The 12,704-nt window shown below is 73.7% G+C and carries 12 protein-coding genes; 7 read left to right on the top strand and 5 right to left on the bottom strand.

Annotated elements, in window-relative coordinates:
- Positions 1-190: 190 nt before the first annotated feature.
- Positions 191-997: a hypothetical protein gene (locus OHA86_RS13875; protein ID WP_329175422.1), complete on the bottom strand. Its 807-nt coding sequence runs from the start codon at positions 995-997 to the stop codon at positions 191-193.
- 283 nt (positions 998-1,280) lie between these two features.
- Between OHA86_RS13875 and purN the strand changes: the two genes are divergently transcribed.
- Both purN and purH read left to right on the top strand, forming a co-directional pair.
- Positions 1,281-1,919 carry a phosphoribosylglycinamide formyltransferase gene (purN, locus tag OHA86_RS13870; protein ID WP_329175420.1) on the top strand — a complete coding sequence of 213 codons (639 nt, stop codon included), beginning with the start codon at positions 1,281-1,283 and terminating at the stop codon, positions 1,917-1,919.
- Positions 1,916-3,493: a bifunctional phosphoribosylaminoimidazolecarboxamide formyltransferase/IMP cyclohydrolase gene (gene purH, locus OHA86_RS13865; protein ID WP_329175418.1), complete on the top strand. Its 1,578-nt coding sequence runs from the start codon at positions 1,916-1,918 to the stop codon at positions 3,491-3,493. Before purN ends, purH begins: the two co-directional genes overlap by 4 nt.
- Positions 3,494-3,631: 138 nt before the next feature.
- On the opposite strand, the gene OHA86_RS13860 is transcribed toward purH, so the two are convergent.
- On the bottom strand, positions 3,632-4,303 hold the full coding sequence (locus OHA86_RS13860) for an RDD family protein (RefSeq protein ID WP_329175417.1): 672 nt from the start codon (positions 4,301-4,303) through the stop codon (positions 3,632-3,634).
- Between the two features lie 138 nt (positions 4,304-4,441).
- Between OHA86_RS13860 and OHA86_RS13855 the strand changes: the two genes are divergently transcribed.
- The 4 genes from OHA86_RS13855 to OHA86_RS13840 all read left to right on the top strand — a co-directional run bounded on the left by OHA86_RS13855 (position 4,442) and on the right by OHA86_RS13840 (position 8,154).
- Positions 4,442-5,305, top strand: a complete 864-nt coding sequence (locus OHA86_RS13855) for a bifunctional methylenetetrahydrofolate dehydrogenase/methenyltetrahydrofolate cyclohydrolase (protein ID WP_329175415.1) — start codon at positions 4,442-4,444, stop codon at positions 5,303-5,305.
- Positions 5,295-5,693 (top strand): DUF3017 domain-containing protein, encoded by a 399-nt coding sequence (locus OHA86_RS13850; RefSeq protein ID WP_329175413.1) that lies wholly within the window; start codon positions 5,295-5,297, stop codon positions 5,691-5,693. Before OHA86_RS13855 ends, OHA86_RS13850 begins: the two co-directional genes overlap by 11 nt.
- A gap of 480 nt (positions 5,694-6,173) precedes the next feature.
- Complete coding sequence (locus tag OHA86_RS13845) at positions 6,174-6,983, top strand: helix-turn-helix domain-containing protein (protein WP_329175411.1); 810 nt, start codon at positions 6,174-6,176, stop codon at positions 6,981-6,983.
- A 181-nt stretch (positions 6,984-7,164) separates the two neighbouring features.
- Complete coding sequence (locus OHA86_RS13840; protein WP_329175410.1) at positions 7,165-8,154, top strand: malate dehydrogenase; 990 nt, start codon at positions 7,165-7,167, stop codon at positions 8,152-8,154.
- A 275-nt stretch (positions 8,155-8,429) separates the two neighbouring features.
- Here OHA86_RS13840 and pdxR read toward each other — a convergent pair whose 3' ends face one another.
- Entirely contained in the window at positions 8,430-9,875 is a 1,446-nt protein-coding gene (gene pdxR, locus OHA86_RS13835; protein WP_329175408.1) for a MocR-like pyridoxine biosynthesis transcription factor PdxR, read from the bottom strand.
- A gap of 49 nt (positions 9,876-9,924) precedes the next feature.
- Between pdxR and OHA86_RS13830 the strand changes: the two genes are divergently transcribed.
- On the top strand, positions 9,925-10,407 hold the full coding sequence (locus OHA86_RS13830) for a carboxymuconolactone decarboxylase family protein (protein WP_329175406.1): 483 nt from the start codon (positions 9,925-9,927) through the stop codon (positions 10,405-10,407).
- On the opposite strand, the gene OHA86_RS13825 is transcribed toward OHA86_RS13830, so the two are convergent.
- Both OHA86_RS13825 and rocD read right to left on the bottom strand, forming a co-directional pair.
- The gene (locus OHA86_RS13825; RefSeq protein WP_329182403.1) at positions 10,373-11,239 is read right to left on the bottom strand and encodes a hypothetical protein; all 867 of its coding nucleotides are present in this window, start codon (positions 11,237-11,239) and stop codon (positions 10,373-10,375) included. The genes OHA86_RS13830 and OHA86_RS13825 overlap by 35 nt on opposite strands.
- Positions 11,240-11,367: 128 nt before the next feature.
- On the bottom strand, positions 11,368-12,594 hold the full coding sequence (gene rocD / locus OHA86_RS13820) for an ornithine--oxo-acid transaminase (RefSeq protein ID WP_329182402.1): 1,227 nt from the start codon (positions 12,592-12,594) through the stop codon (positions 11,368-11,370).
- Between the last annotated feature and the right edge of the window lie 110 nt (positions 12,595-12,704).

Below are 12,704 nucleotides of genomic sequence, written 5' to 3'. Positions count from 1 at the left end.
GCGGGGCCGTCCTCCGCCGCAGAGGGCACGTCACCCAGGGACGTGGGGAACTGCGCGCCCAGCCGAGACGCACCGCGAGTGCGAAAGCCACCGCAAGTGGCTACCACCCAGGGGCGCGGGGAACTGCGCGACCGGCCCGCCGGCACGGGAAGGTCGCGGGACGGCACCGCGGGGCAGGGCGGGGCGCCCTCTAGGGGCGCATCGCGGGCACGCTGCGGAGCGGCTCAGGCAGCAGCTTCTGGCAGGCCTGCGACGCCGGCGCCGTCAACGCGTCCTTCTTGCACGTGTAGTAATCCCGGTACGCGAGATGCAGCCCGAAACTGGACGCGACAATCGCGATCGTCACCGCGCTGGTGACGATCCCGGTCCACGCCGCGGTCTTGAAGGACCGCTGCGCGTCGGGCCCCGGCGCCGGCGGCGTCGGCCGCGGCGTCTGCGTGGCGTCGGCCAGCGCGGACGCCGCGGTGGCGCGGGCCTCGGCCCGGTCCTCCGGGGACATCAGCAGCGCGCTGATCCCCCAGTAGAGCGCCAGCGCACCGAGCAGCAGCCCGACCTCGACCCAGCCGAGCACGGCGAAGATCAGGCCCCAGCCGCCGCAGACCAGCGCGTAGCGCGAGCGCCGCTGCGCCGGGTCGGTGGGGTCGAAGCGCGGTCCGGTGCCCTGCGGGCCGTTCGGCCCTTGGCCGGGGTCCGGCCGGTGCCCGTACGGGTCGGGGCGGTCGCCCTGCGGCTGGCGGTTGCTCCACTGGCTGCCCCATGCCTGGGGCGCCCCGGGCCGCCGCGCGGGCGGCGGGGGCGGTGGCGTACCCCCGGACGTACCTCCGGACGAGCCGGAGCCGTCGCCCGAGTCGCCCGAATCCTCCGGCTGCCTGGGCCGCCAGGGCTGGTCGGGCGCCCCCTCCGGCGGTGGCGCGAACGGATTGTCCTGGTCCTGGTCGCCCCCGGGCGCGCGCAGCGCAAGACGATTACGGCCGCTGCTCATGATGTGATGCGCCATCCCCTTGGGCTCGACTCCTCATACCGGGCTGATCGACATTCCTGCATACAAGTCATACGTGAAACAGGTGTCGGATACATCACGTTCACCCGCGCGCAGCGCGTGCGAAGTCCCGTGCTCCCGCCAGACGCTACCGTCCGCGCGCTCCCCCGTCCCGTGGGGGCCGTGCGGAGTGCCGGTATCGTTGCTGACGGTCGGCGGTCTCGTAGGGTTCCCCGGAATCCGGCCAATCCCCGACTCGTACGATCATCCGAACGACTTCAGCGAGAGAAGAGCCCCGCCAGTGGCCGCCCACACTCCCGCCTCCGGCACCCCGACCCGCCTTGTCGTCCTCGTCTCCGGCTCCGGCACGAATCTGCAGGCGCTGCTCGACGCCATCGACGCCGACCCCGCCTACGGCGCCGCAATTGTCGCGGTCGGCGCCGACCGCGACGGCATCGCGGGCCTCGACCGGGCCGCGCGCGCCGGACTGCCGACGTTCGTGGTGAAGGTGCGCGACCACGAGGATCGCGCCGCCTGGGACGCGGCGCTGACCGCGGCGACGGCCGCGTACGAGCCGGACCTCGTCGTGTCGGCGGGCTTCATGAAGATCGTCGGCAAGGACTTCCTGGCCGCGTTCGGCGGCCGGTTCATCAACACCCATCCCGCACTGCTGCCGAGTTTCCCCGGGGCGCACGGCGTACGCGACGCACTCGCGTACGGCGCGAAGGTCACCGGGTGCACCGTCCACTTCGTCGACGACGGCGTCGACACGGGTCCGGTCATCGCCCAGGGCGTGGTCGAGGTCGGGGCGGACGACACGGAGGACGCGCTCCACGAGCGCATCAAGGACGTCGAGCGGCGCCTGCTCGTCGACGTCGTAGGGCGGCTGTCGCGCGACGGCTACCGCATCGAAGGACGAAAGGTACGGATTCCGGCATGAGCGCCGAAGACACCCAGGGCCAGGGCAAGCAGCCGTTCCGCCGCGCGCTGATCAGCGTCTACGACAAGACCGGTCTGGAGGAGCTGGCCCGCGGCCTGCACGAGGCGGGCGTGGAGCTGGTGTCGACCGGCTCGACGGCCGGCCGGATCGCCGCCGCCGGGCTGCCGGTGACGCCGGTCGAGGAGCTGACCGGCTTCCCCGAGTGCCTGGACGGCCGGGTCAAGACGCTGCACCCGCGCGTGCACGCCGGCATCCTCGCCGACCTGCGCCTCGACGACCACCGGCGGCAGCTCGACGAGCTGGGCGTCAAGCCGTTCGAGCTGGTCGTGGTGAACCTCTACCCCTTCCGGGAGACCGTGGCCTCCGGCGCGGGCGACGACGAGTGCGTCGAGCAGATCGACATCGGCGGCCCCTCGATGGTGCGCGCCGCGGCCAAGAACCACCCGTCGGTCGCCGTGGTCACCAGCCCGGCCCGTTACGCCGACGTGCTCGCCGCGGCCAAGGCGGGCGGCTTCGACCTGCACACCCGCAAGCGGCTCGCCGCCGAGGCCTTCCAGCACACCGCCGCGTACGACGTGGCCGTGGCGTCCTGGTTCGTGGACGGCTACGCGGCCGACCAGGACAGCGACTTCCCGGAATTCGTCGGCGAGGTCTTCACCCGCCGCCAGACGCTGCGCTACGGCGAGAACCCGCACCAGCCCGCCGCGCTCTACGTCACCGGCGACGGCGGCGGCCTGGCCGGCGCCGAGCAGCTGCACGGCAAGGAGATGTCCTACAACAACTACGTGGACACCGAGGCCGCCCGCCGGGCCGCGTACGACCACGAGGGCGTCTGCGTGGCGATCATCAAGCACGCCAACCCGTGCGGTATCGCGGTCGGTTCCGATGTCGCGGACGCGCACCGCAAGGCGCACGCCTGCGACCCGCTGTCCGCCTTCGGCGGCGTCATCGCGGTCAACCGGCCGGTGTCGGTCGAGATGGCCGAGCAGGTCGCGGAGATCTTCACCGAGGTCATCGTGGCGCCCGGCTACGAGGACGGCGCCGTCGAGGCGCTGGCCCGCAAGAAGAACATCCGGGTGCTGCGGGTCGCCGCCGCGCCCGCCGCGACCACCGAGTACAAGCCCATCGAGGGCGGCATCCTGCTCCAGACCAAGGACCGCCTCCAGGCCGAGGGCGACAACCCCGCCACCTGGACGCTGGCCACCGGCGAGCCGCTGTCCGCCGACGAGCTGGCCGAACTCGCCTTCGCCTGGCGCGCGTCGCGGGCCGTGAAGTCCAACGCCATCCTGCTCGCCAAGGACGGCGCCACCGTCGGCGTCGGCATGGGCCAGGTCAACCGGGTCGACTCCGCCAAGCTCGCGGTCGCCCGGGCCGGCGCCGAACGCGCGGCCGGCTCGTACGCGGCCTCCGACGCCTTCTTCCCCTTCCCCGACGGCTTCGAGGTCCTGGCCGAGGCGGGCGTCCGCGCGGTGGCCCAGCCCGGCGGCTCGATCCGCGACGACGCGGTGATCGACGCGGCGCGCAAGGCCGGCGTCACGATGTACCTGACCGGCACGCGGCACTTCTTCCACTGACCCGCACGTCCGCCGACCCGCAGCACGCACCGAGGCCGTACCCCTTGCACGGGGTACGGCCTCGGTCGTGTCCGCGCGTACGGTCGGCGCCACCCGCCGCGCGGCGCGGTAAGGCGTCGCCCATGGCGCCGGAAGCGCTCAGAACTGGTCCTTGATCACCACGGTGTGGACCATCTTGTCGGCCCAGGTCTGGTTCTTGCTGTCCCACAGCGGCCACAGGAAGCCGAGCCCGCAGGGTATGGAGTCGAGGACGTGCAGCCAGCGGCGGCCGAAAGCGCGTCCGAAGCCGAGCGCGGAGCCGTCGTACTCGCGCAGCAGCCGGATGCCGACGATCTTCTTGCCCGGCGTCTGCCCGGTCCGGCCCTCGCGGACGCTCAGGAAGACGAACGCGGCCAGTCCGAGGAGCCCGCCGATCAGGATCAGCGTCACATTGGCGCCGGTGATGCTCGGCAGGTCGCAGTTGCCGGTCGAAACGCCCTGGTCGTGGCACGCGGTGGTCGCGTCGCTGACCTTCTTGCTGTACGGCAGGTAGCCCGCGAGGAACAGCCCGGACGGAATCAGGTTGAACATCAGGCCGTCGAGCAGGGACGCCCCGAGCCGGGCGCCCCAGCTCGCCAGCGGCGGCATGCCCGGCGGCAGCCCGCCCGGCTGCTGGTAGCCGCCGTACGGCTGCTGCGGGGGATAGCCGTAGCCCGCCGGCTGCTGCCCGTAGTACGGCTGCTGCGGCGGGATACCGGGCGGTTGCGGCTGGCCGTAGGGCTGCTGCGGCGGGCCGCCGTACGGATTCGGGGAGCCGGGAGGCTGACTCACGTGCGGATTCCTTAGAGCGGGACGGACGGGACGGATCGCCACATCGTCCGGCCCAGCGCCGCGGGGGCGCAAGGGTCAACCGTGCACAGGAAGCGGACGGATTGGTCCCACGCGGCTCCCATCCGGGAGTATGGGGGCATGACCGCCCAGATTCTCGATGGCAAGGCCACCGCCGCCGCGATCAAGTCCGAACTGACCGAGCGCGTCCAGGCGCTCAAGGCCCGCGGTGTCGCACCCGGCCTCGGCACCCTGCTGGTCGGCGACGACCCGGGCAGCAAGTGGTACGTCGCGGGCAAGCACCGCGACTGCGCGCAGGTCGGCATCGGCTCGATCCAGCGCGAACTGCCGGACACCGCCACGCAGGACGAGATCGAGGCGGTCGTCCGCGAACTCAACGACGACTCGACGTGCACCGGCTACATCGTGCAGCTCCCGCTCCCCAAGGGCATCGACACCAACCGGGTGCTGGAACTCATGGACCCCGCCAAGGACGCGGACGGGCTGCACCCGACGAACCTCGGCCGGCTCGTGCTCGGCGTGCCCGCGCCGCTGCCCTGCACCCCCAACGGCATCGTCGAACTCCTGCGGCGGCACGGCGTCGCCATCAACGGCGCGCACGTCGTGGTCGTCGGCCGCGGCATCACCGTCGGCCGCTCGATCGGGCTGCTGCTCACCCGCAAGTCCGAGAACGCCACGGTCACGCTGTGCCACACCGGTACGCGCGACCTGTCCGCGCAGCTGCGGCAGGCCGACATCATCGTGGCCGCGGCCGGGGTGCCGCACATCGTCAAGCCCGAGGACGTCAAGCCGGGCGCGGCCGTCCTCGACGTCGGCGTCAGCCGCGACGAGCACGGCAAGATCGTCGGCGACGTCCACCCCGGGGTGGCCGAGGTCGCCGACTGGCTCTCCCCGAACCCCGGCGGCGTCGGCCCGATGACCCGGGCGCTGCTGCTGCAGAACGTGGTGGAAACGGCGGAACGGGCGGCGGCCCATGCCGGATGACCTCGGCCCCGGCGGGCGCCCCGCCGTGACCACCTCCACCGCCCGCCCGGAAGGCGGCGGACGCGCCGCCCCCGGTGACGCGCCCGCCCCGGCCCGCCAGTGGCCGATCATCCTGGTCATCACGGGCGCGGTCATCGGCCTCATCACGACGGCCGCGGGCGCGTTCCGCGCCGGGGCGATCGTGGTGGGGGCCGCGCTTCTCCTCGGCGGAGCGCTGAGGTGGACCATGCAGTCGGTGGGGATGCTCGCCGTGCGCAGCCGGTTCACCGACGTGATCACGTACGGGATTCTCGGCGTGGCCATCGTCCTCCTGGCGCTGATGGCTCAGCCGGACCCGCTGATCCGGATCCCGTTCCTGGAGGACATCATCCACTTTTCCGTTCGGTGAACGGTTGAGGGCGAGTACGGCGCGCGTCCGCCGTGGCCGGCCGCGCAGTTCCCCGCGCTCCTGAGGGTGCCACCTGCGGTGGGCGTCGTAGCTTGCGGTGCGTTGTGGCTGGCCGCGCAGTTCCGCCCCCGGAGCTTCGCCTGGGGGTACCCCCAGCGCCTCCTGACAGGGCTCGGTTCCTCTTCCGCGGAGGGTGAGCGAGCTTTTCAGAGGCGCGGGGAACTGCGCGCGCAACCGCGGCGCTGGTGAAAGCGGCATGCCACCGCACGTGGCAATCACCCGGGGGCGCGGGAACTGCGCGACCAGCAACCCGCCGGGGGAAGGTCCCGGGCGTGTCCTGAGGGGCAGGACGGGGGCAACCCGGGGTTCCGGTTAGCACAACGGCCGTCCGGTCGTGGCGGGTTGACCGGAAGCCCATCCGTACGGGCAGGGATGATCTACCGTAGCTCCGGGTATCGGGCGGGACACGAAGGGTGCGGCATGGGGCAGTGGGAACCACTGGCGGACCGCATCCCCCTGGACATGCGGCGCCTCGCGACGCAACTGCGCAGGATGAAGGACCGCAGCGGCCTGACCGTCCCGGCGCTGGCCGCGCGCACCGCGGAATCCGCCGAGGCGTGGGCCGGCTATCTGGCGGCCCGCACCGTCGCCCCGCTCGCCGCCGTCGAGGTGCTGGCGCAGGCGTGCGGCGCGGACTACGACCGTATCGGCGCCCTGTGGAAGCTCGCGGACAAGGCCTCGACCGGTACGGGCGACCGGGGACGGGGCAAGCCGCTGCCGTTGCCCGACCCGCTCGACCCGCTGACCGCGGAGGACGGCCTTCCCGCCCGCCGCAGGCGCATCGCGCTGCTCGCCGTCGCCGGCCTGCTCGCGGTGGCGGCGCTGCTCGCGGTCGTACTGATGGCGGGTACGAGCAACGGCCGGGCACCCGGCCGCGACGCCGGCCCCACGGTCGGCGCCCCCACCGCCACCGCCTCGGCGTCCGCGCGGCAGCCCCGGGACCGTACACCGGCGTCGGGCGCGCACGTACCGGGCCACGGCTCGGCGACTCCCGGCGGCACCGCACCGCCCGTACCGCCCGCCGCCTCGACCGCGCCCGTGACGGGTGAGCCGGTGGCGCCGGGAGCGGGGACGACGACCCCGCCGCCCGTGCACGGCACGCCGGCGCCGACCGGCGCCGCGTCGCCGACGCCGTCAAGCCGGGACACCCCGACTCCCACCGCCACACCGAGTCCGACGCACACCGGCCTGTGCCTGGGCCTGATCGTGCTGGGCATCTGCGTCGGCTGACTCCGCGGGCGGCGCGGTGACCGCCGCCACACGACCGCGGTCCGACGCCGCGCGCGGCGCGCGATAGCCTGACGGGTGGCTCTCTTGACGACGAGAGATCCGCGTTCGGGGCCGCTCGGGCCACTGCCGTAGCGGCCGTTCCGCGACCGCAGCAGACCGCAGCAAAGGCCAGGAGAAGGCAATGACTCGCACTCCCGTCAACGTCACCGTCACCGGAGCGGCCGGCCAGATCGGCTACGCCCTCCTCTTCCGTATCGCCTCGGGCCACCTGCTCGGCGCGGACGTGCCGGTGAAGCTCAGGCTGCTGGAGATCCCGCAGGGCCTCAAGGCAGCCGAGGGCACCGCCATGGAGCTGGACGACGCCGCCTTCCCGCTCCTGCGCGGTATCGACATCACCGACGACCCGAACGTCGCCTTCGACGGTGCGAACGTCGCGCTGCTGGTCGGCGCCCGCCCCCGCACCAAGGGCATGGAGCGCGGCGACCTGCTGTCGGCCAACGGCGGCATCTTCAAGCCGCAGGGCAAGGCGATCAACGACCACGCGGCCGACGACATCAAGGTCCTGGTGGTCGGCAACCCGGCGAACACCAACGCGCTCATCGCGCAGTCCGCGGCCCCCGACGTCCCGGCCGAGCGCTTCACCGCGATGACCCGGCTGGACCACAACCGCGCGATCGCGCAGCTGGCGAAGAAGACCGGCGCGGCCGTCGCCGACATCAAGCGCGTCACGATCTGGGGCAACCACTCCGCCACGCAGTACCCGGACATCTTCCACGCCGAGGTCGCGGGCAAGAACGCCGCCGAGGTCGTCAACGACCAGCAGTGGCTGGCCGACACCTTCATCCCGACCGTCGCCAAGCGCGGCGCGGCCATCATCGAGGCCCGCGGCGCCTCCTCGGCCGCCTCCGCCGCGTCCGCCGCCCTCGACCACGTCCACACCTGGGTCAACGGCACCGCCGAGGGCGACTGGACCTCGATGGGCGTCGTCTCCGACGGTTCCTACGGCGTCCCGGCCGGCCTCATCTCGTCCTTCCCGGTCACCACGAAGGACGGCAGGTTCGAGATCGTCCAGGGCCTGGACATCAACGAGTTCTCGCGGGCGCGGATCGACGCGTCCGTCCAGGAACTGACGGAAGAGCAGGCCGCAGTCCGCGACCTCGGCCTGATCTGACCCCACCCCCGCCCGCAGTTCCCCGCGCCCCGGAGGGCACGCCCCCCAGGGGCGCGGGGAACTGCGCGCGCAACCACGAAGCACCGCGAGGTGCGACCGCCACCCCAAGTGCTACCCCCCCAGGGGCGCGAGGAACTGCGCGACCAGCCACGGTGAAAGCGGCACGTGCAGGCCACCGCAAGTGGCACCGCCCAGGGGCGCGGGGAACCGCGCGACCAGCCACGACGGCGCGGAAGCAGCGCGGCCACCGCAACTGGGAACCACCCCTCACCCCCTCAAGCCCGCGCGGCCAGCGCCTCGCACAGCAACCCCACCGCCGCCGAAAACGCATGGTCCGGCGGCGTCCCGTAGCCGACGACGAGGGCGGGCGGGTGGGAAGCGGCGGAGCCGAACGCGGGGAGCCCGGGGACGGCGAGCCCCAGCCGGTGCGCCCGGCCGACCACGGCGTCCAGCGGCGCGCCGCCCGCCGGGAGTTCCAGCACCAGGTGCAGCCCGGCGGCGATGCCGGACACGCGCACGCCGGGCGCGCGCTCGGCCAGCACCTCCACCACCCGGTCGCGCCGCGCGCGATACCGTACCCGCATCCGCCGCACGTGCCGGTCGTACGCCCCGGACCGGATGAACTCCGCCAGCGTCAACTGGTCGATCACCGCCGACTGGTGGTCGGCCACCCGCTTCTCCCGCACCACCGCGTCGAGCAGATGCAAAGGGACCGCGATCCAGGCCAGCCGCAGCCCGGGGGCGAGGCTCTTGCTGGCGGTGCCGGCGTAGACGACGTGGTCGGGGGCGAGCGCCTGGAGCGCGGCCACCGGCTGCCGGTCGTAGCGGAATTCGCCGTCGTAGTCGTCCTCGACGACGATCCCGCCGGTGGACCTGGCCCAGGCGACGACGGCCGTGCGCCGCGCGGGGGAGAGGCGTACCCCCAGCGGGAACTGGTGCGCCGGGGTGAGCAGCACCGCGGGGACACCGGTCCCGAGGTCCTCCACCCGGGCGCCGTCCGCGTCGACGGGGAGAGGTACGGGTTCGAGTCCCGCGGCCCGCAGCACCGTCGGGATGTCGGGCAGGCCGACCGTCTCGACGGCGGCGCGGCGTGCCCCGCGGGTGTACAGGACGCGGGAGAGCAGGCCGACGGCCTGGATGTAGCCGGTGCAGATGACCAGGTGGTCCGGGTCGGTGCGGACACCGCGGACCCGGGCGAGGTAGTCGGCGAGCGCGGTGCGCAGCTCGGGCCGGCCGCGCGGGTCGGTGTAGCCGAAGGCCTCGTTGGGGGCCGCGGTCAGGGCGCGGCGGGCGGCCCGCAGCCAGGCGGTGCGCGGGAAGGACGACAGGTCGGGCGAGCCGGGCCACAGCACGTAGGGGAGCCCGGTGCGGTCCGGTACGACGTCGGCGGGTTCGGTACGCGGCCGGTCCGCCGCGGGCCGGGCCGGCCGGCGTACCGGAAGGGCGGGCCGGGCGGCGACGGTCGTGCCGGAGCCCTGCCTGGCGGTGAGCCAGCCCTCGGCGACGAGCTGGGCGTAGGCGTCGGCGACGGTGTTGCGGGCCAGGCCCAGATCGTGGGCCAGGACGCGGCTGGACGGCAGCCGGGTGCCGGGGGCGAGCCGCCCGTCGCGTACGGCCGCGCGCAGCGCCTCCTCCAGGCCCGCCCGGGTGCGCTGCCCGGCCAGGTCGAGCAGCAGGTCGTAACTCCCGCTGCCGCGCTGCGGAATGGCCCAGTCGTTCATGCCCCAAGTGGACCACAGGGAAGTGCCACTTCCCGTCTACGGTGGCTGCATGACCACGATTCCCCCGGCTGACGAAGCCGTTCCCGCACCGGTCCGCCGGATCGACCTCAAGGACAAGGCGCCGGACTTCTACCAGGCGATGTTCGCCCTCGACAAGGCCGCGGCCCTGGGCCTGGACCCGGTGGTGCGCGAGCTGGTCAGGGTCCGCGTCTCCCAGCTCAACGGCTGCGCCTACTGCGTCGACAAGCACAGCGCCGACGCCCGCAAGGAGGGCGTTCCGGAGCAGAAGCTCTACGGCCTGACGGTCTGGCGCGAGACCCCGTTCTTCACCGCCCGCGAACGCGCCGCCCTCGCCCTGGCCGAGGCGATGACCCACCTGGGCGGGCACGGCGTGCCCGACGACGTCTACGACGAGGCCGCCAAGCTCTTCGACGAGGACGAATTGCCGCGGCTCATTGCGATGGGCGTCGCAATGAACGCCTGGAACCGGATCGGCGTCACCTGCCGGATGTCACCGGCGACCCGGCCGTAGCGCCGTCCGGACCGTCCGGACCGGGGGGACCGTCCGCGCCGCCCTCGCCGAAGCGGGCCAGCACCAGGGCGCCCACCACGGCCAGTACGAAGCCGACGACGGCGACGGGCGCCCAGCCGGGGCGGGTGCGGTCGTCCAGGGCCAGGACGCCGACCAGAGCGGGGCCGATCGTCTCGCCGATGACCATTCCCGCGGTCGCCGTGGTGACCGAGCCCTTGCTCAGGGCCGAGGTCAGCAGCAGGAAGGCGGAGCCGCCGCCGAGCAGCAGCGCGTAGAGGGCCGGGCTGGTGACGCTGTCGATGATCCGGACCGACACCTCGACCACGCCGAAGCCCAGCCCGGCGCCGAGGCCGAGCACCGCGGCCCTGGCGCGGCCCGGCAGCCGCCCCGCCGCGAGCCCCACCAGCAGGACGCCGCCGGCGGCCAGGAGCGTGGCCCAGCGCAGCGCGGAAGTGCCGTGTCCGTGCCCCTCGCCGCCCGAGGCGAGCCCGAGCAGCGCCAGGCCGCCGCAGACCGTGCCGACCGCGCCCCACTCGACGCGTTGCAGCGTCACGTGCAGCAGCCGGCTGGCGGCGACCGCGGTCACCGCGAGGCTCGCCGCCAGGGCCGCGCCGACCGCGTAGATGGGCAGCGCCCGGAGCGCGACCAGCTCCATGGCGAAGCCGACCGCGTCCAGGCCGAGCCCGGCGATGTACACCCGCTGGGCCAGCGCCCGCGCGAGCAGCCGGGTGTCCACCCCCGACCCGCTGCCCGGCTCGGCGGCCCGCGCCCCCTTGGCCTGAAGTACCGACGCCACCCCGAAGCACACGGCCGCCACGAGCGCCGCCACCATCCCGATGATCACCCTCGCACCTTACGGCGGGAGCGGACCGGGCCTGCGCGAGGACGGCGGTTCGTACGCGCGGGGCGCCGGACCTACGCGTGCAGGGCGGTTCGTACGCGCGGGACCGCGGACCGGACCTACCCGCGCAGGGCGGCACGCAGCTGGTCGAGGGACCAGTCGAGGTCGTCCTTGGAGATGACCAGCGGCGGCGCCAGCCGGATCGTGGCGGTGTGGGTGTCCTTGGCCAGCACACCGCGCCTGAGCAGCGCCTCTGAGACGGTGCGGCCGGTGCCCAGCGCCGGCGGGATGTCCAGGCCCGCCCACAGGCCGCGGCCGCGGACCGCGGTCAGGGTGCCGGCCGCCAGCAGGGAGCCCAGCTCGCGGTGCAGGTGGTCGCCGAGGTCCGCGGCCCGCCGCTGGTATTCGCCGGTGCGCAGCATCGCGATGACTTCCAGCCCGACCGCGCAGGCCAGCGGGTTGCCGCCGAAGGTGGAGCCGTGTTCGCCGGGGCGGAAGACACCGAGCACGTCCCGGGACGACACGACCGCGGAGACCGGGACGACCCCGCCGCCGAGCGCCTTGCCGAGCACGTACATGTCGGGCACGACGCCCTCGTGCTCGCACGCGAAGGTGCGGCCGGTGCGGCCCAGGCCCGACTGGATCTCGTCGGCGATGAAGAGCGTGCCGCGCTCGCCGGTGATCCGGCGCACCCCGGCGAGGTAGCCCGGCGGCGGCACCAGGACGCCCGCCTCGCCCTGGATCGGCTCCAGCAGCACCGCGACGGTGTCCGCGTCGACCGCCGCGTCGAGCGCGTCGAGGTCGCCGTAGGGGACGACCTCGAAGCCGGGCGTGTACGGGCCGAAGTCGGCGCGCGCCTCGGGGTCGGTCGAGAAGCTGATGATCGTCGTGGTGCGGCCGTGGAAGTTGCCGTCGGCGACGACGATCTTCGCCCGCCCGTCGGGCACGCCCTTGACCTGGTAGCCCCACTTGCGGGCGGTCTTCACGGCGGTCTCCACCGCCTCGGCGCCGGTGTTCATCGGCAGTACCATCTCCATGCCGCACAGCTCCGCCAGCTCCGTACAGAACTGCGCGAAGCGGTCGTGGTGGAAGGCCCGCGACGTGAGGGTGACCCGGTCGAGCTGGGCCTTGGCCGCGGCGATCAGCCGGGGGTGGGCGTGACCGAAGTTCAGCGCGGAGTAGCCGGCGAGCATGTCGACGTAGCGGCGGCCCTCGACGTCGGTCACCCAGGCGCCCTCGGCCTCGGCGATCACCACGGGCAGCGGGTGGTAGTTGTGCGCGCTGTGCGCCTCGGCGGCAGCGATCTGCCGGTCGGTGGCGGAGGGACTGCCTTCGGCAGCGGAAATCCTGGATGTGCTCGTGGTCACGTGCGTACTCCGTTCGTCGTGCGTCGGGAGCCAGGCGCCCTGCCTGGGAGCGGGGACGGGGTGTGCCCCCGGGGCGGTGCCCCATTTCT

Source organism: Streptomyces sp. NBC_01477, from assembly GCF_036227245.1.
Classification (GTDB): Bacteria; Actinomycetota; Actinomycetes; order Streptomycetales; family Streptomycetaceae; genus Actinacidiphila.
This window is presented reverse-complemented; position numbering and strand designations above follow the sequence as displayed.

Coding starts and splice junctions, on each gene's coding strand:
- OHA86_RS13875 (WP_329175422.1), bottom strand. CDS start 997: ATGGCGCATCACATCATGAGCAGCGGCCGTAATCGTCTTGCGCTGCGC.
- purH (WP_329175418.1), top strand. CDS start 1,916: ATGAGCGCCGAAGACACCCAGGGCCAGGGCAAGCAGCCGTTCCGCCGC.
- OHA86_RS13855 (WP_329175415.1), top strand. CDS start 4,442: ATGACCGCCCAGATTCTCGATGGCAAGGCCACCGCCGCCGCGATCAAG.
- OHA86_RS13850 (WP_329175413.1), top strand. CDS start 5,295: ATGCCGGATGACCTCGGCCCCGGCGGGCGCCCCGCCGTGACCACCTCC.
- OHA86_RS13845 (WP_329175411.1), top strand. CDS start 6,174: ATGGGGCAGTGGGAACCACTGGCGGACCGCATCCCCCTGGACATGCGG.
- OHA86_RS13840 (WP_329175410.1), top strand. CDS start 7,165: ATGACTCGCACTCCCGTCAACGTCACCGTCACCGGAGCGGCCGGCCAG.
- pdxR (WP_329175408.1), bottom strand. CDS start 9,875: ATGAACGACTGGGCCATTCCGCAGCGCGGCAGCGGGAGTTACGACCTG.
- OHA86_RS13830 (WP_329175406.1), top strand. CDS start 9,925: ATGACCACGATTCCCCCGGCTGACGAAGCCGTTCCCGCACCGGTCCGC.
- OHA86_RS13825 (WP_329182403.1), bottom strand. CDS start 11,239: ATGGTGGCGGCGCTCGTGGCGGCCGTGTGCTTCGGGGTGGCGTCGGTA.